Annotated in this window: 23 protein-coding genes, 1 pseudogene and 1 other annotated feature; of the genes and pseudogenes, 13 read left to right on the top strand and 11 right to left on the bottom strand. The window is 35.6% G+C overall.

From position 1 onward, the window contains the following. Positions 1-310: 310 nt before the first annotated feature. Both AC3EMB_RS14705 and AC3EMB_RS14700 read right to left on the bottom strand, forming a co-directional pair. Complete coding sequence (locus tag AC3EMB_RS14705; RefSeq protein WP_016081144.1) at positions 311-658, bottom strand: VOC family protein; 348 nt, start codon at positions 656-658, stop codon at positions 311-313. Positions 659-996: 338 nt separating this feature from the next. After that, positions 997-2,421: an amino acid permease gene (locus AC3EMB_RS14700; RefSeq protein ID WP_016081145.1), complete on the bottom strand. Its 1,425-nt coding sequence runs from the start codon at positions 2,419-2,421 to the stop codon at positions 997-999. Between the two features lie 267 nt (positions 2,422-2,688). Here AC3EMB_RS14700 and AC3EMB_RS14695 point away from each other — a divergent pair, with 267 nt between their 5' ends. Together AC3EMB_RS14695 and AC3EMB_RS14690 are read left to right on the top strand one after the other, a co-directional pair. Then, positions 2,689-3,438 (top strand): IclR family transcriptional regulator, encoded by a 750-nt coding sequence (locus tag AC3EMB_RS14695; protein WP_000250751.1) that lies wholly within the window; start codon positions 2,689-2,691, stop codon positions 3,436-3,438. 52 nt (positions 3,439-3,490) lie between these two features. After that, positions 3,491-5,155: a M20/M25/M40 family metallo-hydrolase gene (locus AC3EMB_RS14690; RefSeq protein ID WP_488517087.1), complete on the top strand. Its 1,665-nt coding sequence runs from the start codon at positions 3,491-3,493 to the stop codon at positions 5,153-5,155. A gap of 179 nt (positions 5,156-5,334) precedes the next feature. Here the strand turns inward: AC3EMB_RS14690 and proC are convergent, their stop codons facing one another. Beyond that, entirely contained in the window at positions 5,335-6,153 is an 819-nt protein-coding gene (gene proC, locus AC3EMB_RS14685; protein WP_000360725.1) for a pyrroline-5-carboxylate reductase, read from the bottom strand. A gap of 340 nt (positions 6,154-6,493) precedes the next feature. Further along, positions 6,494-6,704, top strand: a binding site (T-box leader). A 138-nt stretch (positions 6,705-6,842) separates the two neighbouring features. On the opposite strand from proC, the gene proB reads away from it, so the two are divergent. Both proB and AC3EMB_RS14675 read left to right on the top strand, forming a co-directional pair. Further along, the gene (gene proB / locus AC3EMB_RS14680) at positions 6,843-7,946 is read left to right on the top strand and encodes a glutamate 5-kinase (protein WP_097822376.1); all 1,104 of its coding nucleotides are present in this window, start codon (positions 6,843-6,845) and stop codon (positions 7,944-7,946) included. Between the two features lie 16 nt (positions 7,947-7,962). Further along, the gene (locus AC3EMB_RS14675; RefSeq protein ID WP_001006624.1) at positions 7,963-9,210 is read left to right on the top strand and encodes a glutamate-5-semialdehyde dehydrogenase; all 1,248 of its coding nucleotides are present in this window, start codon (positions 7,963-7,965) and stop codon (positions 9,208-9,210) included. 49 nt (positions 9,211-9,259) lie between these two features. On the opposite strand, the gene AC3EMB_RS14670 is transcribed toward AC3EMB_RS14675, so the two are convergent. Continuing rightward, entirely contained in the window at positions 9,260-10,453 is a 1,194-nt protein-coding gene (locus tag AC3EMB_RS14670) for a NupC/NupG family nucleoside CNT transporter (protein ID WP_000545482.1), read from the bottom strand. 165 nt (positions 10,454-10,618) lie between these two features. On the opposite strand from AC3EMB_RS14670, the gene AC3EMB_RS14665 reads away from it, so the two are divergent. The 4 genes from AC3EMB_RS14665 to AC3EMB_RS14650 all read left to right on the top strand — a co-directional run bounded on the left by AC3EMB_RS14665 (position 10,619) and on the right by AC3EMB_RS14650 (position 14,012). Beyond that, the gene (locus tag AC3EMB_RS14665) at positions 10,619-11,662 is read left to right on the top strand and encodes an ArsR/SmtB family transcription factor (RefSeq protein WP_048565498.1); all 1,044 of its coding nucleotides are present in this window, start codon (positions 10,619-10,621) and stop codon (positions 11,660-11,662) included. A 57-nt stretch (positions 11,663-11,719) separates the two neighbouring features. Next, a complete protein-coding gene (locus AC3EMB_RS14660) occupies positions 11,720-12,934 on the top strand; it encodes an MFS transporter (RefSeq protein WP_000843810.1) in 1,215 nt (404 codons plus the stop codon). Positions 12,935-13,030: 96 nt separating this feature from the next. Beyond that, complete coding sequence (gene hmoA, locus AC3EMB_RS14655; RefSeq protein WP_000469496.1) at positions 13,031-13,357, top strand: heme-degrading monooxygenase HmoA; 327 nt, start codon at positions 13,031-13,033, stop codon at positions 13,355-13,357. Positions 13,358-13,592: 235 nt separating this feature from the next. Beyond that, positions 13,593-14,012, top strand: coding sequence for a VOC family protein (locus AC3EMB_RS14650; RefSeq protein ID WP_000773084.1), 420 nt, complete (start codon positions 13,593-13,595; stop codon positions 14,010-14,012). A gap of 109 nt (positions 14,013-14,121) precedes the next feature. On the opposite strand, the gene lsrF is transcribed toward AC3EMB_RS14650, so the two are convergent. The 4 genes from lsrF to AC3EMB_RS14630 are packed head-to-tail and all read right to left on the bottom strand — an operon-like array spanning position 14,122 to position 17,811. Beyond that, the gene (gene lsrF / locus AC3EMB_RS14645; RefSeq protein WP_000219785.1) at positions 14,122-14,904 is read right to left on the bottom strand and encodes a 3-hydroxy-5-phosphonooxypentane-2,4-dione thiolase; all 783 of its coding nucleotides are present in this window, start codon (positions 14,902-14,904) and stop codon (positions 14,122-14,124) included. A gap of 6 nt (positions 14,905-14,910) precedes the next feature. Next, entirely contained in the window at positions 14,911-15,273 is a 363-nt protein-coding gene (locus AC3EMB_RS14640) for a cupin domain-containing protein (protein ID WP_000909986.1), read from the bottom strand. Between the two features lie 25 nt (positions 15,274-15,298). Further along, positions 15,299-16,861, bottom strand: coding sequence for an autoinducer-2 kinase (gene lsrK / locus AC3EMB_RS14635; RefSeq protein ID WP_098126206.1), 1,563 nt, complete (start codon positions 16,859-16,861; stop codon positions 15,299-15,301). Beyond that, positions 16,861-17,811 (bottom strand): sugar-binding transcriptional regulator, encoded by a 951-nt coding sequence (locus AC3EMB_RS14630; RefSeq protein WP_141241028.1) that lies wholly within the window; start codon positions 17,809-17,811, stop codon positions 16,861-16,863. Before AC3EMB_RS14630 ends, lsrK begins: the two co-directional genes overlap by 1 nt. A gap of 179 nt (positions 17,812-17,990) precedes the next feature. Here AC3EMB_RS14630 and AC3EMB_RS14625 point away from each other — a divergent pair, with 179 nt between their 5' ends. The 4 genes from AC3EMB_RS14625 to lsrB are packed head-to-tail and all read left to right on the top strand — an operon-like array spanning position 17,991 to position 22,448. Further along, positions 17,991-19,472 (top strand): ATP-binding cassette domain-containing protein, encoded by a 1,482-nt coding sequence (locus AC3EMB_RS14625; RefSeq protein ID WP_168410570.1) that lies wholly within the window; start codon positions 17,991-17,993, stop codon positions 19,470-19,472. After that, a complete protein-coding gene (locus tag AC3EMB_RS14620; protein ID WP_000682140.1) occupies positions 19,469-20,422 on the top strand; it encodes an ABC transporter permease subunit in 954 nt (317 codons plus the stop codon). The genes AC3EMB_RS14625 and AC3EMB_RS14620 overlap by 4 nt, the downstream gene beginning before the upstream one ends. Further along, positions 20,419-21,408 (top strand): ABC transporter permease, encoded by a 990-nt coding sequence (locus AC3EMB_RS14615; protein ID WP_000876510.1) that lies wholly within the window; start codon positions 20,419-20,421, stop codon positions 21,406-21,408. The genes AC3EMB_RS14620 and AC3EMB_RS14615 overlap by 4 nt, the downstream gene beginning before the upstream one ends. Next, positions 21,405-22,448 carry an autoinducer 2 ABC transporter substrate-binding protein LsrB gene (gene lsrB, locus AC3EMB_RS14610; RefSeq protein WP_069355819.1) on the top strand — a complete coding sequence of 348 codons (1,044 nt, stop codon included), beginning with the start codon at positions 21,405-21,407 and terminating at the stop codon, positions 22,446-22,448. The genes AC3EMB_RS14615 and lsrB overlap by 4 nt, the downstream gene beginning before the upstream one ends. Positions 22,449-22,495: 47 nt before the next feature. Here the strand turns inward: lsrB and AC3EMB_RS14605 are convergent, their stop codons facing one another. Then, positions 22,496-23,998: a malate:quinone oxidoreductase gene (locus AC3EMB_RS14605; RefSeq protein WP_000069161.1), complete on the bottom strand. Its 1,503-nt coding sequence runs from the start codon at positions 23,996-23,998 to the stop codon at positions 22,496-22,498. A gap of 380 nt (positions 23,999-24,378) precedes the next feature. Here AC3EMB_RS14605 and AC3EMB_RS14600 point away from each other — a divergent pair, with 380 nt between their 5' ends. Further along, on the top strand, positions 24,379-25,425 hold the full coding sequence (locus AC3EMB_RS14600; RefSeq protein WP_071732045.1) for a DUF2332 domain-containing protein: 1,047 nt from the start codon (positions 24,379-24,381) through the stop codon (positions 25,423-25,425). A gap of 121 nt (positions 25,426-25,546) precedes the next feature. Here the strand turns inward: AC3EMB_RS14600 and AC3EMB_RS14595 are convergent. Continuing rightward, positions 25,547-25,675: pseudogene (locus tag AC3EMB_RS14595) on the bottom strand (short-chain dehydrogenase); the annotation flags it as partial. Between the two features lie 20 nt (positions 25,676-25,695). After that, positions 25,696-26,178, bottom strand: a complete 483-nt coding sequence (locus AC3EMB_RS14590; protein WP_488517086.1) for a hypothetical protein — start codon at positions 26,176-26,178, stop codon at positions 25,696-25,698. Positions 26,179-26,464 lie beyond the last annotated feature (286 nt).

Below are 26,464 nucleotides of genomic sequence, written 5' to 3'. Positions count from 1 at the left end.
AATCCCACTGAGGTAGTAAGTGTTTAAATGAACACTCTACTACTTTTGTAGGAGAGGGGATATATCTATTAAATTCAGATGAAATCATATTTAAATAATGAAAAACGCTATTCTTTTCGTAAGAATAGCGTTTTTTTATGTTTTTAAGTTGGTGGCCATAGGGTAGAATTTGAAAAATGAGGATTTACAAAGCTAAGAAGTTTAACTCCACAAAAAAATCGATTTCCTGTGGAGTTAAAGGAATCGACTTTTTTATTTACCTTGATGTATTAACGCAGCTGTTAACTTAATAGTAAATAAGTAGAATCCACTATTTCTCCCAAAGTTCGATCAATCGACCTTCAGGATCCTTAATCCAAATAAACTTTCCAAATTCACTGATTTCTTCTTTCTTCTCTAGAGGTACACCAATATTCTCAAGATGCTTTATAGTCTCGTTTAGATTATGTACTTCGAAATTTAACATCACTTGTTGTTCTTTTGGAAAATAATTGTCATTCTCTGTAAAGAAAGAAAAGATGGTCTCATTTCCTAACTGGGGTTTAATCACAGTTCCATTCCAATCTTCTATATCAAGTTTCAACACTTCACTGTACCATTTTTTTATAACATCAAGATTCTTAGTTCTCCAAAATATTCCTCCAAAACCTTTTATCATCGTATCTAACTCCTGTCTGTCTTTAAATATATATTAAATATATCAAAACAAAACAGTAATAGTAAGCAGAATCATCAACTTATGAATAGTAAAAATAGTAATTGTTAGTATTATAGTATTTACTACATTAACACTTTCTACAACATCATTAGCAGAACTTGAAATTTTGGGAAAGGTATAGAAATGCTCATTTTTCAACCAAAAGTTCACCTGAGCAATCCAGAACTTAAAGTGTTATAAATAATTCTTTCAATAGTAGGGGGAAATGAGAGAAGGAACGATAAAAGACCACACATGAAGTGAAACGCCACGTGTGGTCTTTTATGTATCGTCAAATATTACGAAGTCTCGCTAATTTTACTTTCACTATGAGTGTTAGTAGATATTCTTTTCTTAACTTTAAAGTGATAGTAGGTATAGCAAAAGATGATAAATGGTACAGTGCAATAGATTCCAAGTCGTTGTTCTGGGATAAAAATAAGACTGATTAATATAATGCCATACAATCCAAAACCAAGAATTGGTACGAGTGGATAAAGTGGTGTTTTAAATTTTAAGTCTTCTAATTTTCCACCGTCTGCTAAATAATGTTTGCGGAAAAAGAATTGAGAAACACAAATTGACATCCAAACAATAATGGTAATGACTCCGGAAATTGAAATGAGCCATAAGTAAACCGTTTCAGCAGCTACTACGCTTGTCAAAAGAGAAAAAGCAGAAATAGCTATCGTCATGATTAAAGCGTTGAGAGGAATCCCACGTGATGATAATTTCTTTAAAAAGGCTGGAGCCATTTCGTTTTTTGATAAAGACCAAAGCATTCGAGTAGCAGCGTATAGTCCTGAGTTTGCAACAGAAAGAACAGCAGTAAGAATAACAAAGTTCATAATATCAGCTGCATATGGAATACCGATATTATCAAAAACAGCAACGAATGGGCTCTTTGTTAATCCAGCTTCTTCCCAAGGAATTAAAGCAACAAGAACAAAGATTGCTAAGACGAAGAAAAACATTGTGCGCCATATAATATTTCTAATAGAACGAGGTAAAGTTTTTGCTGGATCTTCACTTTCACCTGCTGCGATTCCAACAAGTTCTGTACCTTGGAAGGAATAGTTGACTGTAACCATTGTTAAAAGAATAGCGGCAAGTCCATTTGGGAATAAACCACCATGATTTACGAAATTTGATAATAGCGGAGCGGGTTCGTCACCTTTTAAATCAATAAAACCGAACATAGCGGCGCCGCCAAGAATAATGAAAGCGATAATGGCAGATACTTTTATACTTGAAAACCAAAATTCTGTTTCTGCATAACTACGAGCAGATAATGCGTTAATAGTGAAGATTGTAACGCCAAATATTAAACACCAAACCCAAACAGGAATATCAGGAAACCAGCGCTGCATTGTAATGCCGGCAGTTGTAAATTCAAGACCGGTCGTATTCGCCCAGCTTAACCAATACAACCATCCGATTGTAAAGCCAGTTGCAGGATTGATGAACTTAGTGGCATATTCTTGGAAAGAACCTGAAACAGGCATGGCTACAGCAAGTTCACCAAGACATAGCATAACGAAATACATTAATAATCCACCGGCCATAAAGGCAAGTACGGATCCGCCAGGTCCAGCTTGACTTATAATAAAGCCAGATCCGTTAAATAACCCCGTTCCAATCACACCACCGAGTGCAATCATGAATAAGTGTCTACTTTTCATCGTCCGTTTTAATTCATTGTTTGTATTGCTTACTTGCGCCATTGTTTTCCTCACTTTCATAGGTGATAGAATAAAGTTTGATATTTTTCCGTATTATGGAATGTATTCCGTGATGTGAAATCTTGTTATAATTTTCAGATAATTAAAAAGAAAAGTCAATATTTTTTTGTTTGCGTTTTCAATTCTTTGTTAGTGATATGTTTTTATTGTTAGAAAATTAAATAAATAGATTGATTTCATTTCGAATGTTTGCTAAATTGATAGTTAATTAAGCATACTAACATATTACGAGTAAAGTTGAGGCGAGTTATGGTACAGTCCATTGATCGAGCGATAAGTATTATTAAATTATTGAATTCTACAAATGAAAAAGAGTATTGGGCTATTTCTGATATAGCTGATGGAACACATCTCCCGGTTAGTACAGTACATAGATTACTTAACTCTTTAATGGAGCATGGGTTAGTTACACAAATTTCAGAGACAAAACAGTACAAAATTGGACCAATGTGGATGGAAATAGGGTTACGTCAATTGGAGAAGGTAGACTACAGATCTGTTGCAAGAGAAGTGATGAAACGTTTAGCTGCTGAAGTGGAGGAAAGTGTCTATTTAAATATTCCAAACGGAACACATTCTATTATCATTGAAAGAATTGATAGTCCTTTAAAAATTCGAGTTATCGATAATCTAGGGGAACAAATTCCACTTTCAATTGGTGCCGCAAATAAAACGATGCTTGCCAATATGAAAACGAATGAAATGGAACATATTGTAGAAAATTTACTTTCTTCATTACCAGAACAAAAGCAAATTCTTCTTAATCAAATAAAGCAAATAAAAAATGAAGGATATGCTGTCAGTTATGGTGAAAAAACAGAAGGGACAGCTTCAGTAGCTGCACCTATTATCGGATTTAATCATAAAGTAGTAGGAGCATTAAGTGTTGGGTTAATTAGTCATCGTATTAATGATGATCGACTATCTTTTCTTATTAGCAAGGTAAAACAAGCGGCTCATGAAATATCAATAAAAATCGGCAGTACATCAGAACTATAATTTTGATAACTGTCGTCATTTTTTTATTCATATAATGGAATTAGTTTTCATAATGCGGAAAAATAGGGGGATTTATATGTCAAAGTGGCAATCAAAAGAACAATTGATTCAATTATTAAGCGGTCTTGTTGAAATTCCTAGTATTACCGGTTCAGAAGCTGAAGTAATATTGCCAGACTTTGTTGTGGAACAGTTATCTGATTTACAGTACTTCAAAGAAAACCCGCATCATTTACAAAAAAATCCGACAGGGGACGGACGATATTTTGTTACAGCACTAGTAAAGAAAAGCGATAGTACAAAAAATACTGTAATTCTAGTAAGTCACTTTGATGTTGTAGATGTACAAGATTACGGAGTGTGGAAAGAAGATGCATTTAATCCTAAAAAGTTAACATCTATGTTTTATTCTCATAAAGATGAACTTCCAGACCATGTACGTGAAGATATAGAACATGGGGAATGGCTGTTTGGTAGAGGAACAATGGATATGAAATGCGGTCTAGCATTACAAATGGCAATGATTGAACAAGCATGTGAAGGAAGATTCGATGGGAATGTTCTTTTATTGGCTGTACCAGATGAAGAAGTGAATTCTGTAGGGATGAGGGCCGCTGTTCCAAGACTGTTAGATTTAGCTAGAGAGCATAACTTAGATTATAAAACGGTCTTAAACTCAGAGCCTATGTTTTCAAGACATCCTGGTGACCAAAATAAGTATATTTACACTGGCTCTATTGGTAAAGTATTACCTGGTTTTCTTTGCTATGGAAAAGAGACACATGTAGGTGAACCTTTTGCAGGCTTAAATGGGAGTTATATGGCTTCATTAATAACAGCAGAATTAGAGTTAAACACAGACCTTTGTGATATTGTAGAAGGGGAAGCGAGTCCTCCGCCAACTAACTTACTTCAAAGGGACTTAAAGGAGGATTATTCTGTACAAATTCCGCATCGTGCAGTTACATTATTTAATTTGTTTTTATTAGAAAAATCAATGACAGATGTAGTTTCATTGTTACGTCAAAAAGTAAAGAAAGTAGCAGAGAAAATAGAAGAGTCGTATGAAAAACATGCATATCGTTTTTCTAAATATAATCCATTTATACCACCTAATCTCAAAGTAAATGTATTAACTTATGAAGAGCTTATCACATATGCAATTGAGCAACATGGACAAGAAAAAATAAATCATATTCAATCTAATATTATAAAAAATAGAGAAGATAAAGATGATCGTGCGGTAACGATTGATTTAGTAGATAAATTAGCGATTTTATGTAAAGAAAAGGCACCGATGATTGTACTTTTCTTCGCTCCGCCGTACTATCCAGCTGTGAGTTCACGCAACAATCCTTTAATAAAAGAGGTAGTTGTAGAAATGGAAAAGTATGCACACTACAATCATAAGATTACATTTGAAAACCAAAATTATTTTGGGGGGATTTCAGATTTAAGCTATGTAGGCTTGCAGTATCCACTGGATTCAATGAGTTCGCTTGTAGACAATATGCCATTATGGGATAAAGGTTATTCAATTCCGCTTCAGGAATTAGAAGAGTTTGATGTTCCAGTATTAAATATGGGGCCGGTAGGAAAAGATGCACATCAATGGACAGAACGTCTAGATGTAAACTACGCATTTGAAACACTAATAGATATGTTACCGAAATGCATTGAAAAATTATTAGTTTCTAATAAAATTACACAATCATAGTATGGAATAGGTAAGGGATAAAATAGAACCTTTAAAGAAGATTTGAATTAAATTATTTTAATATAATTAAAAAGCGGAACGGCCAAGCTCAATTTTATATGAGTTTGGCCGTTTATCATGTAGTGAATTTTTAATTAAAATTATGTGAATTCATAGCTAACGTAATCTCTTTTATAGTTTTATTTTTTAGTTTGACCAGATAGTTCAACAGACTTTTGCGTACAACGTTGCATAGCTGAAATAATCGCTGTTCGTAATCCTTTTTCCTCTAATGTTGCTACAGCTTCTATTGTCGTTCCACCAGGAGAACAAACCATATCTTTCAATTCACCTGGATGTATTCCTGTTTCTAGTACCATTTTTGCAGAGCCTAACACAGCTTGAGCAGCGAATTTATATGCTTGATTTCTTGGCATACCATCTAGTACAGCAGCATCTGCCATCGCTTCTATAATCATATATACATAAGCTGGTGAAGAACCACTTACGGATGTGACAACATCCATTAATTTTTCACTTACGATCTCTGTTTGACCAAAACTATTGAAAATGTTTAGTACATCTTCTAAATCTTTTTCTGTCACCATTTCATTCGGGCATAATGCAGACATTCCTTCTCCAACAAGAGCAGGAGTATTAGGCATTACCCTTACAACCTTTACTTTTTTATTAAATGCATTTTCAGTACTTTCAATACTTTTCCCAGCAGCGATCGTAACGATGATAGCATCGTTTTTGATTACTTCTTTTATTTCATTAATTATTGACGCGTATAGGTCTGGTTTGATTGATAAAATTAAAATATCAGCATTTTTAGCTACTTCATTGTTGTCGGTAGTTGTAGTTAGCCCATATTTTTCACTAGCATTTTTTAAATTAGCAGTGTTTAAATCTGAACAAATAATTTGATTTGAAGACACTATATTTTTGTTTATCATTCCGCCAATCATAGCCATTCCCATATTTCCGCAACCGATGAATCCAATTTGTTTATCCATAATAACTCAATCTTGCTCCTTTTATAATCAATTATATCGGTTTGATATTATTTTCTTAGAATAAGAATAACATCCCTGTGCAATATAAAGAAACATTCTAAGAGAATATATTCCTTTTTGCAACACTAAAAGATAAAAATTAATTATATTCGACATTATGTAAATATATACACTATAATTTAAGGTTTTATGTTTATGAATATGAGTTAAACTTATATCAATTTGTATTTTCATTCAGTAGGGCAATAATTTCATACAAGTAACTTGTGGCTCTATTTATTTTTTAAGATACCTCTTGACACCGAATCGAACTATATCGCATAATATAAAAAAATTAGATTGAAAATCGTTGAAGGGAATTAGTACATATGTCTTCTTGCGAAAGAGAGTGGAATTCACCGGCTGAAAGATTCCTCGTATAGAATGTATCGAACCTATCCCTGAGTCTTAAATGAAAGTTTAGGCGTTCGCCTGCGTTATAGGCACCAAGTGGATATCTATGTATATCAATTAAGGTGGTACCGCGGAACAATGACCGTTTCGTCCTTTTTATTTTATTAAGGGCGAAGCGGTCATTTTTATTTTGCTCTTAAATAATTCAGTGCAGCATTGATGAGAATAGATATAGTTGCAAAGTGAATGAAGTGTAAATTATAAAAACTTTGATTTTAGACTTGGGGGATAAAAAAGTGAAAAAACAACGAATTGTTGTAAAGATTGGAAGTAGTTCCTTGGCAGATAGTCATGTAGGCATCTCTACAGAACAGCTTTCAGATCACGTTGCCGCATTGGCTCGGTTGAAAGCTGATGGGCACGAGGTTGTGTTAATTACATCTGGAGCCGTTGCTGCAGGGTTTTCAGCGCTAGGATATCCTAGCAGACCTGTAACGATTAAAGGGAAACAGGCTGCAGCAGCTGTCGGACAAAGTTTGTTAATGCAGGCGTACACGGAGGAATTCCGTAAATATGGCATCGTTACTGCGCAACTTTTGTTGACGAGAAGTGATTTTTCTAGAAAAGAACAGTATAGTAATGCTTACGCTACGTTAGGAGAATTATTAAACCGTTCCGCTCTTCCAATTATTAATGAAAATGATTCCATCTCTTTAGAGGAGCTGACGTTCGGTGATAATGATATGCTGTCAGCTTTAGTAAGCGGGCTTGTTTCGGCGGATATGCTTATGATCTTTACAGATGTGAACGGGTTATATGACAAAAATCCTCAGAAAAATGCGGATGCAAAAAAATATTATTTTCTTCCTGAAGTTACGGAAGAAATTTCTTCTCTTGCAGGAGATGCTGGCTCAAAACTTGGGACTGGCGGTATGAAATCAAAAATCGATGCTGCAAAGACAGCACTCTCTCTTGGTGTGAGTGTATTTATCGGAACAGGACGTGGGCAGGAAAAGTTTGTAGATGTTTTGAAGGGTAAGGGTGACGGAACGTATGTCGGTAATGCTCCTCAAAAAGAAATGAAGATGAACAAGCAATGGATTGCCTTGCATTCGCTTGTTAGCGGACAAATTGAAGTAGATGCTGGGGCAGCTACTGCCATCATTCAGCATGGTAAGAGTTTACTTCCAGCTGGTGTTACGAATGTATCAGGATTTTTCCAAGTGGGTGAAGTTGTAGAGGTTGTAACGCAACAAGGGCGCGTAATAGGAAAAGGACAATGCACATATAGTGCAGAGGAACTAAGAGATGTAAAAGGTATGCAAAGCCAAGATATTCAAGTAAGAGGCGAGAGACATAGTTATGAAGTCATCCATAGGGATCATTGGGTTTCACTTTAAAAAGGAGGAAATAAAAATGAATGAAGTGTTGGCAAAGGGGATAAAAGCAAAAGAGGTTGTTAGGGAACTTGTACTAAAATCTACAAATCAAAAAAACGAAGCACTTGCTGCAATTGCAAATCAATTAATAAGTGAAACAGCTTATATTTTAGAGGAAAACAAACGGGATATAGAAGAAGGTAAGGCAAAAGGGTTTTCTGATTCTCTCATTGATCGCCTTATGCTGAATGAACAGCGTATTGTTGATATGACAGAAGGGATTAAGCAGCTAATTGAATTACGTGATCCTGTAGGAGAATGTGTAAGTGCATGGGAAAGGCCAAATGGACTATCTATTCAGGAAATGCGCGTACCACTTGGTGTTGTTGGGATGATTTATGAGGCAAGACCGAATGTAACAGTGGATGCTGCTACAATTTGTTTGAAAACAGGAAACGCAGTCATATTACGTGGTAGTTCTTCTGCTATTCATTCTAATAAAGCGATCGTTGCCGTTATTCACAGGGCGCTCAAACAAACAAGCTTACCTCAAGAAAGCGTCCAGCTTATAGAAGATACAACGCGAGATAGCGCAAAGCAGTTGTTTACAATGAAGGATTATCTAGACGTTCTTATTCCAAGAGGTGGCAAACAATTAATCGATACTGTTGTGAGAGAAGCGTCTGTTCCAGTACTTGAAACAGGTGCGGGAAATTGTCATATTTTCATTGATGAAACAGCGGATAAACAAATGGCATTGGATATTATTATAAATGCAAAAACGCAGCGTCCATCTGTATGTAATGCGATTGAAACGATTGTTCTTCATGAGAAGTGGGCAGAGAAATATGGTAGCGAGTTGTTTTCTTCTTTGAAGGGTAGAGGCGTGGAGCTACGTGGTGATCAAAAAGCATTTGCAATGGATTCTTCAATTGTACTTGCTTCAGAAGAAGACTGGGGGACAGAATTTTTATCTCTTACACTAGCAGTGAAAGTGGTTTCCACTGTTGAAGAAGCGATTCATCATATAAATACGTATGGATCTATGCATTCTGAAGCAATTATTACTGAAAACGAGGAAAACGTCAGCAAGTTTTTTACTTCTGTAGATGCCGCGGCACTTTATCATAATGCATCGACTCGTTTTACAGATGGATCCGAATTTGGATTCGGAGCGGAAATTGGTATCAGTACACAAAAGTTACACGTAAGAGGACCAATGGGGCTTCCAGCATTAACTTCTACAAAATATGTGATTCGTGGAAATGGACAAATTCGAAAATAATAATAAAAGACACTCAATTGGCCTGAGTGTCTTTTATTATAAAAATTATTTACCATACAAATAGCCCAACGAGCATAGCACTTAATAAAGAAACAGCCATCCCGCTAACAAGAAGCTTCCAAACATTTTTACCGATGACTGATGATTTTTCTCCGCCAAATAATGAATTGTAAGTTCCGTAAATCATACCTACTGTACTAAAGTTAGCAAAAGAAGCTAGAAATGTCGTTGCAACCGCAACCGTATGCGGTTGTAGCGACTTTAAGTTTGATTTTAAATCCATCATTGCAACAAATTCATTCGTCGTTATTTTGATCCCCATTAATTCAGCTACGTACATAGCATCACTGCCTGATAAACCGAGTAAAAATGCAAAAGGACTAAAGATAATGGAGAAGATTTTTTGAATTGTTAACCCCGTTACAAAAAAGCCTAAAATCCCATTTAAACATGCTGTTAAAGCTACATATCCAATTACCATGGCTAAAATAACGATAACCATATTCATCCCGACTAACATACTGTTTGAAATAGTAGAAAAGAAATCCTTTTTTTCATGTTTGGAAGGTGTGTAAACAACGTCTTCTTCTTTCGAAACTTCCACAGGATTTAATACATTGGCTAAAATTAATGCGTTAATACAGTTTAATGGGATTGCACTGAAAATATATGTTGCTGGAACCATTGATAAATAAGCACCAAGAATGGATCCGCTAACGCTACTCATACTCATAATTCCAAAAGTTAATAATCGATTTTCTTTTAAAACAGATAATTGATCACGAACAACCGCAAGTGCTTCGGTGTTTCCTAAAAACATCATTTGAATCGAAAAGAAACTTTCTAACTTTGGTAAACGAGAAATCTTTGAAATAACTGCACCTACTTTATCAATAATCCAAGTTAAGATTCCAAAATAAGAAAGAATATCAAAGAACGTGATAACAAAAATGATAGGAAGTAACGCGCTAAAGAAGAAATCAATGTGTGGACTGTCCATAGCGGAAGGAAATGCAAATCGAATTCCTTCATTCGCACATGCCAGTAGCCAACTGAAAAATGACGCAATTTTATTAATGATAATACTGCCTAGCTTTGTGCCCAACATAAACCACGTAATAAAAAGCTCCAATATGATGAGGATTACAATTGGTCTCCATTTTATATGTTTTTTATTAGGCGAACATAAGAAAACGATTAATATGACAACGAAAATCCCTAACATATTTAATATGAAATGCATGTCAACCACTCCTTGAGCTTTATTATTTGTATATAAAAAAGCTCTTATTCTTCTTAATTTAGAATGAATGTGGTTTAATTTATATTTTTGCAAATTCTAAAAGAATAGAAGGTAAAATTCGATAAAAATAGAATTTAATACATAGCAAACAAGGAGGGGATAAAAATGGAGGTCTATCACATAAAGAGTAAAAAGAGGGAAACATACAACGTTCAGGTGAAATATTCGATACTTTTCGAATGTGCACTTGGCATTGCAGCAATTACTCATAAAAGGTTAATTGATACACTTGAAAAGACTGAAAGTGAATGGGAAGGAATTAGACAATCATTAACAAATGAGATGAGAGAACACTTACAGTTTGTAGAAGAACATAATACGTGGAAAGCATTGCTTCAGTTGTTGTATGAAGAGGATTTTCAGGATTTATCGCAGTTTCATGCTAAAATCGATTCACTTTCAGAAGAAGATTTGAAGTATATATGTTTACCGTTTTTAGGAGAGAAGTATGAAGAGAAAAGACGTTTAGCTGCAACCGGAGTTGTATGTGCAATACACGAACTAAAGGAACTAACAGATGATCATCAGTTTTATTCTACTTATATTCGCTTTATATGTGATGTAGATGTACAAGTGCTGAAATCTCATTTAATTGCTGTTATGACAGGTTGGTATGAGAGTGTAATTAAGAAAGAGGAAGAAGAAATATTTTCTATATTAAAACGAGATTATGAAGCAAAAAATGAAATGAATAAAAAGATGAAGCCGGAAGAGTTTGTCGAATGGGCGACTGGCGGAGTGAACTATATGCCAGAGCCAAGTGTTCATCACGTACTTCTTATTCCGCAAATGACGTACAGACCGTGGAATATTGAAGCAGATATTGAAGATACGAAAGTATTTCATTATCCAGTTGCGAATGAAAGCATTCATCCCGAAGATCCGTATGAGCCGAATTATTTTTTAGTTCAAAAACATAAGGCTCTTGGGGATGAAGCGAGATTGCGAATTGTAAAAATGTTGTTTGAAAAAGAACGTACTTTACAGGAAATAACGGAAAGATTGCAGCTTGGAAAATCGACAGTACACCATCATTTGAAATTGTTACGTGCAGCGAAGTTAGTTGATATACATGACGGAAAATATGTATTAAGGAAGAAAGCAGTACAGTCGTTAGCAAAAGAATTAGAAGCGTTTTTGAATAGATAATATGCAACAAGAATGTACATAAAGGGAGGAATTTAAGAGAAAAGTTGGTGAGCTATAGTGAAGAGTGTATTGAAAAATCGTTCTTTCTTTTTTATGTGGATTGGTAGTGCAATCTCAGAATTAGGAGGGGCTTTCGGAACGTTATGTAATTCAATTCTAGTATATGAATTAACAGGATCGGAAATGGCTTTAAGTAGTATGTGGCTATTATATTTCATCCCATCACTCATATTGCAATTAATAAGTGGCCCATTTATTGATAAATGGAGCCGGAAGTGGATTATGATTTGTTCACAATGGATACGAGCGTCCGTATTCTTATTACCTTTGGTGATGCTAGTTACAGGTAGTATAGAAGTTTGGCACATTTATGTTGTTCAAATTGTAGTAGGACTTATTACACCACTTTATACACCTGCAAGTCAAGCAATTACACCGAGCATTGTAGGGAAAGAACAACTTCAAGATGCAAATGCGTACATTGATGGAATGACTCGCCTTATGATGTTTCTTGCGCCAGTATTAGGCGGAGTAGTCATTCATTTGATTGGAACAGAACTTACATTATCTTTCGTATGTATTTGTCTATTTGTTAGTGGTGCTTTCTTATTTTATATAAAAGAAAATAGAACGTCGCAACCTATTCGGAAAACGTGGCTAGAACAATTTCTTCACGGTTTTACATATTTTTTCACAAAACCAATCATCGTTTGGCTCGGTATATTTCTTACTTTCGTGCAATTTGGAGTTGGGGTAACGATGGTCACAAATCTTCCTTATATAAAAGACGAGCTATCAGCGGGATATGCGGAATATGGTTATTTTATGGCCGGATTCCCACTTGGCTATGTAGTTGGATCTATACTAGTCGGAAAAGTAACATATAAAAGCCGGCGTATACTTATGCTCGGAGGATTGTTTATAGGGGGACTCACATACATTTCATTAGGATTCAATCATAGTATTATCATTGCAATAATAATTGAAGTAATAGCAGGGATTTGTATTGCATTTTTCAATGTTCATAACACGACAATATGCCAACAAACCGTCCCAAATAATATGATAGGACAAGTATTTTCAGTGCGTTTATTTTTTATACGATCCGCTATGCCATTAGGTGTGTTAGTAGGGGGAATATTGAGTGAAATGTGGGGAGTAAGAGCGCTATATGTAATCATCGGTGCAATTATATGTGTTACATCTTTAATAGGGATGTTACTTCCATATTTCAAATTTTTAGATGAGGCGATAGAAAAGAAATCAGCATAATTCAAAAAATTAAAACTTTACAATTGAAAATAATTATCATAATCAATTATAATAGAAGAATACTAGTATTCGTATAACAAAGAGGGAGTGGGATATATGTTTATCGAAACGAAAACATTTACAGTAAAAGAAGGTACATCAAATATAGTTGTAGAACGTTTCACTGGAGAAGGTATTATTGAAAAATTTGAAGGCTTCATCGATTTAAGTGTTCTTGTGAAAAAAGTAAGACGCGGCGACGAAGAAGTTGTCGTAATGATTCGCTGGGAATCTGAAGAAGCATGGAAAAACTGGGAAACAAGTGAAGAACACTTAGCTGGACATAGAGCAGGCCGTGGTAAACCAAAACCAGATCATATTATTAATGTGGATCATGCAGTTTATTATGTAAAATCATCGAAAGCGGCTTATCAGCAGTCGTAATATATAAGTAGATGATACATGTTGTAAAAGCAAACATGTATCATCTTTTTTTATTACTGGGGGGATGGGAATGATAGAAAATCTTTCATTCATTTAAAAAACGTTCTAGGCTATAGAAAAAAATATTAGACTTATAAAGCATAGTCTTAGATGGAACGCTTGAATATCTTGCCTTACATATTTAAGTGTTATGAAAATGAGTCTATATACCTTCTGTTTAAAAGGAGATGAGTACATGAAGCTGAATCATTTAAATTTATGTGTTGATGACTTATCAGAAGCGAGACATTTCTTTGAAACATTTTTTGATTTTCAATTTTTGGAACAAAAAGGGAAAGCACTTGTAGTTATGAGTGATGAGAGTGGATTTATACTTGTGCTAAGTGATCCAAAAGCATTTAAAGGGAATAAGGAAGTTACGTATCCGGAAGCTTTTCATATTGGTTTTTTAGTGGATACTTCAAATGAAGTTGATCAAGCGTATAATCGTTTAGTAGCAGGCGGCATTGAAATAGATAAGGAACCTTATTCGATGCGAGGTAGTAGTTATGGTTTTTATTTTACAGTATTTAATGGCTTATTAATTGAAGTGTCTTGTCTTGATTATAGAGAAGGTAAGAAAGTTTCAAAGCTTAATAGTAATCACCAAGAGTAATCATTTGAAGGTGTATAAAATTTAAGTATGTATCATATTAGAAGACGAATTAAGAAAGTTTCACTGTAAAGTAAAAAAGACAGACTAATAAATAGTCTGTCTTTTTACATTAATTCTTCACATCATCATAAAGTTCAAGCGCCTCTTTCACATTCAATCTATTCTTCACAATACCATGTATTGCTTGAATCATCGCAGCTGGGTGCTCGGATTGCCATATGTTTCGGCCCATGTCTACTCCGATAGCGCCTTCTTGCAATGCATTGTACGTAATGTTTAATGCGTCTTCAATTGAATCTAGTTTTGGGCCGCCCGCGATGACGACTGGGGCAGGGCATGTGCTCGTTATTTTTTCGAATCCTTCGCAGTAATACGTTTTAATAATATCAGCACCCATTTCAACACATACGCGGGAAGCAAGTGCTAGAAAGCGAGCTTCACGTTTTTGTAATTCCTTTGCGACTGCGGTAATGCCGAGTACTGGTAGGCCGTAATCATGAGCTTCAGAAACTACATTTGCGAGATTTGTAACAGTTTGTGTTTCATAGTCTGATCCGACAAAAACAGAAACGCCAACGCCAATTGCGTTTTGCTTCACTGCTTCCTTCACAGGTGTAACAATTGTTTCATTCGCTAAATCTTTACCGACGACAGTAGCGCCACCGGATACACGCATAACCATTGGTGTGCTGCAGTTTTCAGGAATACAGGAGCTAAGTACACCGCGTGTTAAAAAGAGGGAGTCTGTATAAGGAAGTAAGTTTTTAACTGTTTCAAGTGGTTGTTCTAGCCCGTGAATTGGCCCTAAAAAGTAGCCGTGATCTATTGCTAACATAACCGCTCTACCATCAGGTAAAATTGTATTTAATCGATTTTTAAATCCCCAAGTCATTCAAAATCACTCCTTCGTTAATGTTGGATTTTCCGTTTGTACCGTATCTTTATTTGGTAAATGTGGTGACTTTATAAAAACAGCTTTAAAAGGTTTGTCAGAATGGTTAATCAGATAGTGAGATTCATGAGGGCGAACTTGCAGGACATCACCTTGTTTAATCGGAACTCTTTCGTTATTTACATAGAAGTCTATTTCACCTTCTAACGCATAAAAAACTTCTTCACACGTTGTATGGTAATGATTTTGAAATTCTTGCCCAGGCTGAATGACAACAAGGCCAAGATCAATATTTGGACCTTGTATTAAATATTTCGGCCCGTTATCACCGAAGCGATAGGAGAAGTCATTTTCATTCGCTTTTAACATACAGTTCACTCCTTTATGTAATGTGTTACAGTGCACCAGGTGCAATCCACATATGTGTTGTAAGTCCTTTATCAGCTAAAGCGAGCTGACTGCTATACACGGTTTTCCATGTTTCATAGAATTCTTTGTATAGCTCGTGATTTTCAGTGACTGGTTCAAATGTATTTTCCCACTGTACAAATTGTTCGGCAGTCTCTTCCATAGATGAATATATGCCAGCGCCAACTCCAGCAGCAATTGCAGTTCCTAAAGCAGCCGCTTCTTTCACAACTGGTACTTTTACAGGAATGCCGAGTACGTCTGATAGAATTTGTGGCCATAGTTTCCCTTTAGCGGCACCGCCAGCAAAAACAACTTCAGAAGGGAATGTACCAGTAAGATTTTCAATTAGTTTTAAGTTTCCAAGTGTAACGAAGGCCGCATTTTCTTCAATAGCACGGAACATTTCCTTTTTTCCGCATTTGTCAGCGTCTAAACTTAAATTTAAGAATGAAGGTGCGGCATGACGCCAAGAAATGTAGTTCATAATGTTTGAAAAAGTAAGGATAATACCATATGAACCGACAGGTACGTCTTTCGCTTGTTCTTCTAATAATTCATAAGCGTCTACACCGAGTTTTTCAGCGAACTTTTTTTCTTCTTGGCAAAAAGCGTCTCGAAACCAACGCATAACGAGGCCAGGGAAAAAGGCAATCGTTTCATATTGCCAAAGGTTCGGAACGACGTGACAATTTACTCGAATTGCAGCATTTGGATCCGTTGTTGACTCTGTAATATTCACTTCCTGTTGCCAAAAGCTGCCGCCGCATATTAAAGTTTGATTTGGCTTTACGACTCCAGTCCCGAGTGCTGCCATTTGAGCATCACCGCCACCAGCGACGACAGGAATCCCTTCAAGTAAACCAGTTAGTGCTGCACACTCTTTTGTAACATTACCAATTACAGTGCCAGCTTCATTTACTTTTGGTGAAAATGGCAACGTTATACCACATTCTTTAGCGACTTCGTTATCCCAATTTCTATTTTGTAAATCAAAGATTCCGGACGTACAACCGTTGGAAGGATCGATTTGCAGTACGCCGCTTAATTTATACAAAATCCAATCATTTAACATCGAAAAGGATTGAATATTGTTGTAGATGTCTGGTTCATGTTTTTTAATCCAAAGTAGACGTGGTAAAGCACCCAATGAAAAAGTTTGCCCAGATTTTCTGTATAAATCTTCTTCAAGATGTGAGCGGATTTCTTTTAGCTCACTAACTTCAGCGGATGCACGGCCATCAACATTTGCACATGCCCATATTTCTTGCCCATTTTTATCATATAAAACAAAACCTTCTCGCATACTTGTAGCGCTAATAGCTTGAATAGAAGAGGGAAGTATATTACTTTTTTGCAGAACTTCTTTCGTACACTGTTGTACAAGTTGCCAGTTTTCTTTTTCATCAAAATTCATAGAACCGGGGTAACGAGGATCAGTTTTATGAACCCATTCTTTTTGGCTTACTGCAATTTGATTGCCATGTAAATCAAAGAGAACAGCTCGAATGCTTCCTGTACCAGCATCGAAAGCTAATAAAGTAGACATTAAGAATCACCTTCCTTTCTTAATAAGGAGAGCGCAGTTTCTTCATCAGTAATTAATGTATGAATAAATTTCCCTTTTAAAGCCCCATAAATGGCATCTATCTTTTGAGTACCTCCAGCCACACCAATGACATGCTTCATGCTGCGAAGAATCGTAAGTGGTGTGCCAATTAGACGATTATGATGCGAGAGCTCTAATAAATCACCATTCGTATTATAAAACTGTCCTAAAATATCGCCCGCCCCGTTTTGACTTCGAATATATGTCATTTCACGTAGCGTTAATTTTTCTTTTTTTACAATCGTAGCGTCTTGAGATAACCCGCCAATACCGACAACTGCCGTATGTGCAAGTGAAGCGACATGAAGCATATCTTTCACACTTGGTTCTGATAAAATACTTTGTGCCATTTCAGTAGAAGATGCTAGAAAAGGAGTAGGAATAATATGAAGATCACCTTGCATGTAGTGTAAATAGTTTTGTTTTCTTGGAAGATAGTGGTTTACTCCGCCTGTTAGCGTTACGAATGAAAGATTAATAGAACTTTCAAAATGAATGTTTTCTAGCATTTTACTTATTGTTTCACCCCAGCCGATGCCGAGTAAATCACCTTGTTGGAGATGAGTCTCTAAATATTGTGCAGCGGCTTTTCCGAGAGAAGTAGCATAATTGTCTATTGGAGTAGGGATAATAAAGGCATCTTTCAAGTGGAACTTTTTCATTAAGTCACGTTCAATGCTCAAGCAATGCAAACCGGTTCCTTTTACGTGAAATGTAACGATACCTTCACTGCGTGCCTTATCTAATAACCGGACGACTTTATTTCTTGAAATATGAAGAAGTGAAGCAATCTCTTGTTGTGTTAATTGATCTTTATAATAGTACCAGGCTACTTTAGTTAATAAATTTTCTTCAAAGTTCAGCTGTGACATACTCTTCATCCCTTTCAACAATTGACCAATGCTTAAACATATGTAGCATATATTTTGTTTATTCCAGTTGAAACGATTAATAGCACATTGAAAAAAGTGTTCTAGATATGAAAAAAGGAATATACAATGCTACAAAACAAGTAGAACAAATAATCATTTTCTCAAAAAATGTTCTGGATAGAGGCAGGTGACATCATGTGGAGAATGTGCCCTTATTACAAGTGAAGAAAATGAGTAAGGCGTTTTCGAATCAACTTGTGCTAAAGGAAGTGAACTTACAAGTAGAGCATGGTGATATATACGCTTTAGTTGGTGGCAATGGCGCCGGGAAATCGACATTAATGAAAATATTAACGGGGTTATATTCGTATGATAGTGGAGAAATGTATGTGAAAGGAAAGAGACAGCAGTTTGTAAATCCAAAAGAAGCACACCAAGAAGGGATTTATTTAATACCACAAGAACCGCTCATTTTTCCGCATATGACCATTGAAGAAAATATATGTATCGGGTTAAAAGAAAAGAAAAAGAAACTAAAAGTACAGATTCAGCAATTGATTAGCAGCTTAGGATGGGATATTGACCTTAATAAACTAGGAGGAACATTATCGATTGCGCAACAACAGTTAGTAGAAATCGTTAGAGGATTAATAAGAGAAGCTGAGATTCTTATTCTAGATGAGCCAACATCGACATTAACAACACACGAAATTAAGAGTCTTTTTGTGTTGATGAAAAGTTTACAAGAAAAAGGAATTGGGATGATTTATATTACGCATCGTTTTCCAGAAATCTTTGAAATTGCCAACAAAGTAGCAATACTACGTGATGGAATGGTTGTAAGCCAAGGTGATGTATGTGACTATACATATGACATGCTGATGGAGGGACTATTGCCAAAAGGATATAAACAGAAAGAGAAAATAGAAGTAGTTCAAGAGACAGCAAAGACGAAAAAAATATTAGAAGTGGTTGATATAAATGGTCACGCATTCGAAAATATATCATTCACTGTACATGCGGGTGAGGTTGTAGGTGTTGCTGGCATTATAGGATCTGGCAGAACGGAATTAGCGGAAGCGATATTCGGATTGAAAGCTATAAAATCAGGTTCTATTTTATTAGAAGGAAAATCAATTGATACATGTTCTTTGCATAAAAGACTAAGTGAAGGGCTCGTTTATGTGCCGGAAGATAGGGCGAGAAATGGAATTTTCTCAATTGCTTCTGTTAAAGAAAATATTGCAGCAGCAAGTTTATATCAAAATAATCGCTTTTTTATAAATCAAGAAAAAGAAAGCGCTTTAGTTAATTCGTTTATAGAACAGTTCCGAATTGTTGTACAGAATATGAATAAAGAACTGGCATCTTTATCAGGAGGTAATCAGCAGAAGGTCGTGCTTGCGAAGTATCTTGCATGTAATCCTAAAATTATTATTCTTGATGAGCCGACTCGCGGAATTGATGCGAAAGCAAGGCTTGAAGTGTATGAGACGATAAAAAAAATGAAAAGGGAAGGACTCGCAATTTTATTAATCTCTTCAGATGTTGAAGAAATTGTCCAATTAGTAAACCGTGTATATGTAATGAGAAATGGGCGATTTGTTTCTCATATGGAAAAAGAACAACTGAGTGTGAATGAAGTTACACGCCTTGCATACGGAGGTGTAGCGGAATGAAACATATGTTAAAAATGCATGAAACGTCTATCATACTGTTACTACTAATTTATATAGCTATTGTAGGAATGATAAACCCTAGTTTTATTCAATTTAACTCGTTATCTTTACTGATGAAATCAAGCGTTATTTTAGTCGTTCTAGCAATTGGCCAATCGTTCGTTTTATTTACGAAAAATATAGACGTATCAGTTGGCTCAATTATGGGATTAAGCGCGGCAGTTTGCGGGATGTTGTTAACGAACGGGTATAATGCATTCATGTCAATTCTTGCTGCGATAATGCTTGGTGCTATTATCGGTTTCATAAACGGGATTGGCGTTGCAAAGTTTCGGGTACCAGCCATTATTATGACATTAGGGATGCTAGGAATTGTTAGAGGTGCAATGTTAATCTTCACAGGCGGGAAGTGGATTGAAGATATTCCAAACGATTTTAAGCAGCTGTCATCTATCATCATTCTTGGTTTACCTATAACTGTATGGTTCGTTTTTATTATTTTACTACTACTATACTTCTTTTTAAGAAAAGTGCCATTGGGAAGATACTTTTATGCGGTAGGTGATAATGAAGATGGCGCGAGGCTTATTGGTATACCTGTTAATAAAGTGAAGATATATGCGTTTATGATTTCAGGCATAAGCGCTGCGCTCGCTGGTTGCATATTTGTTATGAATATCGGGTTCGTCCCAAATCAAACAGGTACAGGATTAGAATTACAAGTAATCGCAGCCGCTGTACTAGGAGGAATTCATTTAAAAGGAGGAACAGGTTCTATATTTGGAGCCGCATTAGGAGCATTGTTTCTAGAAGTGATAAGCAGCTCACTCGTCTTTTTAAAAATACCAGCATTTTGGAATAATGCCATTTCAGGCTTTTTATTATTACTCATCATCATATTAGATAGTGTTATGAGAAAGTGGAAGGCAAAAAGGAGGATGAATCTATGAAGTATTTATATAGATGGGAAGGGGTTCTAATTGTATTACTTCTTATAGAATTCATCCTTTTTAGTTTTATAAATAGTGATTTCTTAAATATTAGTAATCTCCTTTTTAGTACAAATGATTTCCTATTTATCGCAATTGCGGCGATACCAATGACTTTCGTTATTGTAACAGGAGGAATTGATGTATCGGTCGGATCAATAATGGGGCTCACTTCGATCTTGATTGGTGTACTTTGGATGAACGGAATACCTATTTTGTTTGCTGTCATAATCGCCCTAATAATTAGTTGTTTAGCAGGAGCTTTAAATGGACTCATTATAAAAATGACAGATGTAGAACCACTAGTCGTTACACTCGGAACGATGTTTTTATACGGAGGAATTGCGCTTGTCATTTCAGGAGGGGCGGGTGCTTCTGGATATGAAGGGATAAGCGGTTTACCTGATACTTATGTACAACTAGCAAATGGTAGTTTTATAGGAATACCCAATTTATTATGGTTACTTATTTCATTAACAATTGTATACACAATTTTGTTTCACCGAACGATATATGGACGCTACGTAAAATTAACAGGTGCGAATGAAAATACAGCAAAATACACCGGGATTAAGACGAAGAAAGTAGTAATCATTGCTTACATACTTTCTGGGTTAGGAGGTGGATTAGGGGGAGTTTTCTTAACTGCATATTTCGGTTCTGCACGTGCTGATATAGGAAGTGAAACAATATTACCAATCATTACAGCAGTCGTATTAGGCGGGACACTTATTACAGGTGGAAAAGGAAGTATTTTCGGTACTGTACTTGCAAGTATTTTTATAGGCCTTATGCAATATGGCCTACAAATGACAGGCTTAACAAATGAACAATCAAATGTCGTAATAGGTATTATCCTTATTCTTTCAGTTATTATGAGACATTTCAAATTACATCAATTTTTAGCGGGGAAAAGACAGAGTTGGCATAAGGGGGAAATGTCATGAAGAGAAAACTGGGGATTGTATTGATTGTATGTATTTGTTTAATAGGTTTAATCGCTTGTTCCAGTCAAACGGCAGATAAGAAAAAAGCGGATGATGTGAAATTTGCATTTATCCCGAAATTAACTGGAGTTGGCTTCTTTACATCGGGCGGTGAAGGAGCAAAGGAGATGGGAGATAAGCTAGGCGTACAAGTGAAATATGATGGGCCGTCTGAAGCGAGTGTATCAGGGCAAGTAAAGTATATAAATAATTTTATTAACCAAAATTATGATGCACTTATGGTTTCCTCTACATCAGTTGATGGTTTATCGCAATCATTGCAACGTGCTAAGAAAAAAGGAATGACTGTCTTAACGTGGGATTCTGATGTGAATCCCAAAGACCGTTCTTTTTATATAAGTCAAGGGACACCAGACCAACTTGCTAACTTATTAATTGAAATGACTTCCAAGCAAATTGGAGATAAAGGGAAAGTAGCGTTCTTTTATTCTAGTCCAACAGTAACGGATCAAAACCAATGGGTAACGAAAGCGAAAGAAATTATTAAAAAGAAATATCCGAACTGGGAAATTGTAACGACGCAGTACGGTGAAAATAATGCACAAAAATCTTTATCCGTAGGGGAGAACATATTAAAAACGTATCCAGATATTAACGCAGTTATTTGTCCAGATGCAACAGCACTCCCAGCCATGGCGCAAGCAGCTGAAAACTTAAAAATGGATAAAAAAGTAGTGGTAACTGGATTTTCTACACCGAACGTTATGCGTGATTATGTAAAACGAGGAACAGTACAACAATTCGGATTATGGGATGTCAAACAGCAAGGTGCGTTGGCAACTTATGTAGCAAATGAAATTGTTGTAAAAGGGAAGAAGTTAAAAGTAGGGGATAGCTTTGAAGTAAAAGGAATTGGAATAGTGAAAGTAGAGCCAAACTCCATTCAAGGATATGACTATGAGGCAGAAGGGAACGGAATTATCGTATTACCAGACCGAGTTGTATTTACGAAAGATAATATTGATAAGTATAATTTTTAGTAGACAAAAAAACGTCCGAATATATCGGACGTTTTTTAATTTCTTCATTAATTATGAACAGTTTCTTTTTCGTTTAATCCAAGTGTACGACCAGTCGAAGTGTGAAGATCTTGGAACAATCTTGGATTTTCAGTTAGTGAAATGCCATATGAAGGAATCATTTCTTTTATTTTTTCTTCCCATTCTACCATGCGGCTTGGGAAACATTTTTCTAATACTTCAAGCATGACGTGAACAGCAGTAGAAGCACCTGGTGATGCACCTAGTAATGCGGCGATTGAGCCGTCAGCTGCACTTACTACTTCTGTACCAAATTGAAGTGTTCCTTTACCGCCAGCATCAGTATCTTTAATTACTTGTACACGTTGTCCAGCAACTACAATATCCCAATCTTCACTTTTCGCGTTCGGAATGAATTCGCGTAATTCTTCCATACGTTTTTCGTGCGATAACATAACTTGCTGAATTAAGTATTTTGTAAGTCCCATTTCTTTTACACCAGCAGCTAACATCGTTAAGACGTTATTCGGTTTTACAGAACCGATTAAGTCAAGGTTTGAGCCAGTTTTTAAGAATTTAGGTGAGAAGCCTGCGAATGGTCCAAACAGTAAAGCTTTTTTATTGTCTATATATCTCGTATCTAGATGAGGTACAGACATTGGCGGAGCGCCAACTTTAGCTTTACCGTATACTTTCGCATGATGTTGCTCTACAACTTTTTGGTTTTTACATACCATAAATAGTCCACTTACCGGGAATCCTCCGATATGCTTTGATTCAGGGATACCAGTCTTTTGAAGTAGAGGTAGACTACCGCCACCACCGCCAATAAAGACGAATTTAGCAGTATGATGCTCAATTTTACCACTATTCATATCGTGTACTTTTACTTCCCACAAACCATTTTTCGTGCGCTTAATATTTTCGACACTATGCTTGTAGTTTAGCTCGACATTTTTTGTTTTTAAGTAATCAAACAACATACGTGTTAATGCACCGAAGTTAACATCTGTTCCAGAGTCAATCTTCGTTGCCGCCATCGGTTCATTAGATGTGCGGCCTTCCATAATGAGTGGAAGCCATTTTTTTAATGTTTCAGGAGCATCAGAAAATTCCATTCCTTGAAACAGTGGATTTTTTGAAAGCGCTTCAAAACGGTTTTTTAGAAATTCAACATTTTTTTCCCCTTGTACTAAACTCATATGAGGTAGTGGCATAATAAAATCTTGTGGATTACGAATTAATTTGCTCTTTACAAGATATGCCCAAAATTGTCTTGAAAGCTGGAATTGCTCATTCACTTTTACAGCCTTACTAATATCTATAGATCCGTCAGATTTTTCGGAAGTATAGTTCAGTTCGCATAGCGCAGAATGCCCTGTACCTGCATTATTCCATTCGTTAGAGCTTTCTTCCCCGGCACTTGCGAGTTTTTCAAAAACTTTAATTTCCCATTCTGGTGCTAATTCTTTTAGTAATGAGCCTAACGTTGCACTCATAATTCCTGCACCAATTAAGATAACGTCTGTTTTTTGCTGCATGTTGCTCATGATAATCTCTCCATCCCCTATATTGGCAAAAAAGTGTAGGTGTTTTCTATGTCTAAGCCGTAAAAGAGAAACACCGCCTAGGCCCCACCTAGGTGTATACCTTTTTTGTCTCAATTATATAACCATCTCATACTCTATTATAATAATTAATAGACTAAAATATCTAGTGTTATCTGATAATTTTAAACTATTTAACGTTTTATTCGCTAAAAATCTTATTTAACAAGCTCTTTTAAGGTGATAAATAGAAAAAAATTACAGTTTGAAATTATCTCGAAAAAGCTTACGTATCCTTAAGTGACTAAATCGAGTACCTTTTTATGGGATTATTCTTTCTGTAATGGTAAGATTATTCTGAAAAATAAAAAGGAGGGACTCTAATGTGTACAAAAGAACAAATTTCAAACTTATTTCGAAACTTTTCAATAAAGGAATGTAAAGGGTCAAGTGATTTATATGAATATTTATCAATGAAAATTGCTGAAGATGAGGAAGTACTTACACTATCGTCCTCTGCTCAGGTAGGTCAACCAGTCCCAAACTTACTATTAGGTGCAGTACATTATTTATTGTTAGCAGGGAAAGAACATCATTTAAAAACGTATTATAGTAGTTTAGTTGAAAATGCCGATACAAATTTAAATAAAGCTTTTGATCATTTTAAAGATTTCTGTAAAGAGTACCGAGAAGAAATCATTACATTGTTACAAACGAAACTCGTTCAAACGAATGAAGTAAGACGGTGTGCATACTTATACCCAAGTTTCTGCTACATATTTAACAAAGTGAAGAAGCCGTTAGCGTTAATTGAAATTGGGACAAGTTCTGGGTTGCAACTGTTCTGGGACCAATATAGTTATTCGTACGGGACGGATGAAATGTACGGAAATATAAATTCAAATGTGCATGTAACTTCTGAAATAAGAGGGGAGAATGTACCGCATTTTCTAAAAGAAAGCCCATCTGTCGTAGAAAGAATCGGACTGGACTTACATGTGAATGATTTACATAATGAGGAAGATTATTTATGGTTACGTGCTTTAATTTGGCCAGAACATAAAGAAAGGCTTGAGATGTTTGATCAAGCTGCATCTTTAGTGAAAAATGAATCTGTCCAATTCATAGAAGGAGACGGTGTAGAGCTATTATCATCTATTATTGAACAAATAAGTGAAGAAGCTGTTATTTGTATTTTCCATACACACGTCGCAAATCAAATACCAGAACAAGTAAAACATAAGTTAGAAAAACAAATACAAGAAATTGGCGCAAAACGTGATGTATTCCACCTTTATAACAACATGTGGGATCGTGACCTTCATATTGATTATTATATTAACGGAAACGAATATCGTGAAACGGTTGGAGAAACAGAAGGGCATGGGAGATGGTTTAGCTGGAAGATTGGAAATGAGACGCTTATTTAGATTAATATGGGTGCTCTCACTTGTAAAAGGTTCAAGCATTGACTAAATGACTAAGGAATAAATTTATTAGTACCATACAAAAAATGCTTGGGAGAAATCCTAAGCGTTTTTTGTATTACATTTAAACCCCATAATGGATCATGTACTTTTGTTCTGCTGTAGCTTGTTCAATTTTTGAAGCTAACTCATTCAGCTCATCAGAATTTATGAAGAACTTTGAAGATGTAACTGCTTCATAAAATATCTTCGGTTCTTCTTCGTGAAGACAGTTTATTTATCGATAAACTCATCGGGAGCCCAAGTGGCGATTTCATTCCTAGGTGCAGCGACTACAAGCCATTGCTCACATAGAACACCAGATTGCCAACATTCATAATAATCATGAAAACCATTTACAAAAATAATTTGTCCACTCTCTAATGTAATAATTAAATGAGGGCTTTCTAAGCCGAGTCGTATATCGGTAACTTTTTTTCTTCTTATCTTAAATATTCTTTCATATTCTTCTTCCTCAGAATAAACTTCAAATTCATCTTCATTTAATGGGTATCTTTTTTGAGGTTTATTAAATAAACACCATTTGGATTCGATATTGATATATAATTGTCCGTCATAATCAACTGAGTCGTGAAAGTTTGTGAAATGAATCTTTATAGCGGCTGGAGAAATACCAAATTGTAATCCATCAACTTGTGATCCGATGAATAGATTTTTCAACACTTTTTCAGCGTAAATTTTATCCTCTTGATTCATTCTTGAAATCCTCCTTTTCTTAAAAATATACCGTATATTTTTATTGTAATAAATAAATTTTCATGTAAAATGAACCTTTTGTGAAAAACGAGCGAATATAGTGTGAAAGATTACGAGAGGGGAACGAAACTTTGGATGAAGTACAATTAAAAGAATGGCTATATAAACGAAAGTATGTTATTCAAAAAAGAGCTTGAGAAAGTTTTACTTTCGGTGATTGAATAGTTATTTGGTATAAGTAATTGATAATTATATTATGTAAACTTATTTTTACAAAACATCCATT

It is taken from the genome of Bacillus sp. LQ16, assembly GCF_057784645.1.
The sequence above is the reverse complement of the archived record's forward strand: the minus strand, read 5'-3'. Positions and strand labels throughout refer to the sequence as shown.

Coding starts and splice junctions, on each gene's coding strand:
- AC3EMB_RS14705 (WP_016081144.1), bottom strand. CDS start 658: ATGATAAAAGGTTTTGGAGGAATATTTTGGAGAACTAAGAATCTTGAT.
- AC3EMB_RS14700 (WP_016081145.1), bottom strand. CDS start 2,421: ATGGCGCAAGTAAGCAATACAAACAATGAATTAAAACGGACGATGAAA.
- AC3EMB_RS14695 (WP_000250751.1), top strand. CDS start 2,689: ATGGTACAGTCCATTGATCGAGCGATAAGTATTATTAAATTATTGAAT.
- AC3EMB_RS14690 (WP_488517087.1), top strand. CDS start 3,491: ATGCGGAAAAATAGGGGGATTTATATGTCAAAGTGGCAATCAAAAGAA.
- proC (WP_000360725.1), bottom strand. CDS start 6,153: ATGGATAAACAAATTGGATTCATCGGTTGCGGAAATATGGGAATGGCT.
- AC3EMB_RS14675 (WP_001006624.1), top strand. CDS start 7,963: ATGAATGAAGTGTTGGCAAAGGGGATAAAAGCAAAAGAGGTTGTTAGG.
- AC3EMB_RS14670 (WP_000545482.1), bottom strand. CDS start 10,453: ATGCATTTCATATTAAATATGTTAGGGATTTTCGTTGTCATATTAATC.
- AC3EMB_RS14665 (WP_048565498.1), top strand. CDS start 10,619: ATGGAGGTCTATCACATAAAGAGTAAAAAGAGGGAAACATACAACGTT.
- hmoA (WP_000469496.1), top strand. CDS start 13,031: ATGTTTATCGAAACGAAAACATTTACAGTAAAAGAAGGTACATCAAAT.
- AC3EMB_RS14650 (WP_000773084.1), top strand. CDS start 13,593: ATGAAGCTGAATCATTTAAATTTATGTGTTGATGACTTATCAGAAGCG.
- lsrF (WP_000219785.1), bottom strand. CDS start 14,904: ATGACTTGGGGATTTAAAAATCGATTAAATACAATTTTACCTGATGGT.
- AC3EMB_RS14640 (WP_000909986.1), bottom strand. CDS start 15,273: ATGTTAAAAGCGAATGAAAATGACTTCTCCTATCGCTTCGGTGATAAC.
- lsrK (WP_098126206.1), bottom strand. CDS start 16,861: ATGTCTACTTTATTAGCTTTCGATGCTGGTACAGGAAGCATTCGAGCT.
- AC3EMB_RS14620 (WP_000682140.1), top strand. CDS start 19,469: ATGAAACATATGTTAAAAATGCATGAAACGTCTATCATACTGTTACTA.
- AC3EMB_RS14615 (WP_000876510.1), top strand. CDS start 20,419: ATGAAGTATTTATATAGATGGGAAGGGGTTCTAATTGTATTACTTCTT.
- lsrB (WP_069355819.1), top strand. CDS start 21,405: ATGAAGAGAAAACTGGGGATTGTATTGATTGTATGTATTTGTTTAATA.
- AC3EMB_RS14605 (WP_000069161.1), bottom strand. CDS start 23,998: ATGAGCAACATGCAGCAAAAAACAGACGTTATCTTAATTGGTGCAGGA.
- AC3EMB_RS14600 (WP_071732045.1), top strand. CDS start 24,379: ATGTGTACAAAAGAACAAATTTCAAACTTATTTCGAAACTTTTCAATA.
- AC3EMB_RS14590 (WP_488517086.1), bottom strand. CDS start 26,178: ATGAATCAAGAGGATAAAATTTACGCTGAAAAAGTGTTGAAAAATCTA.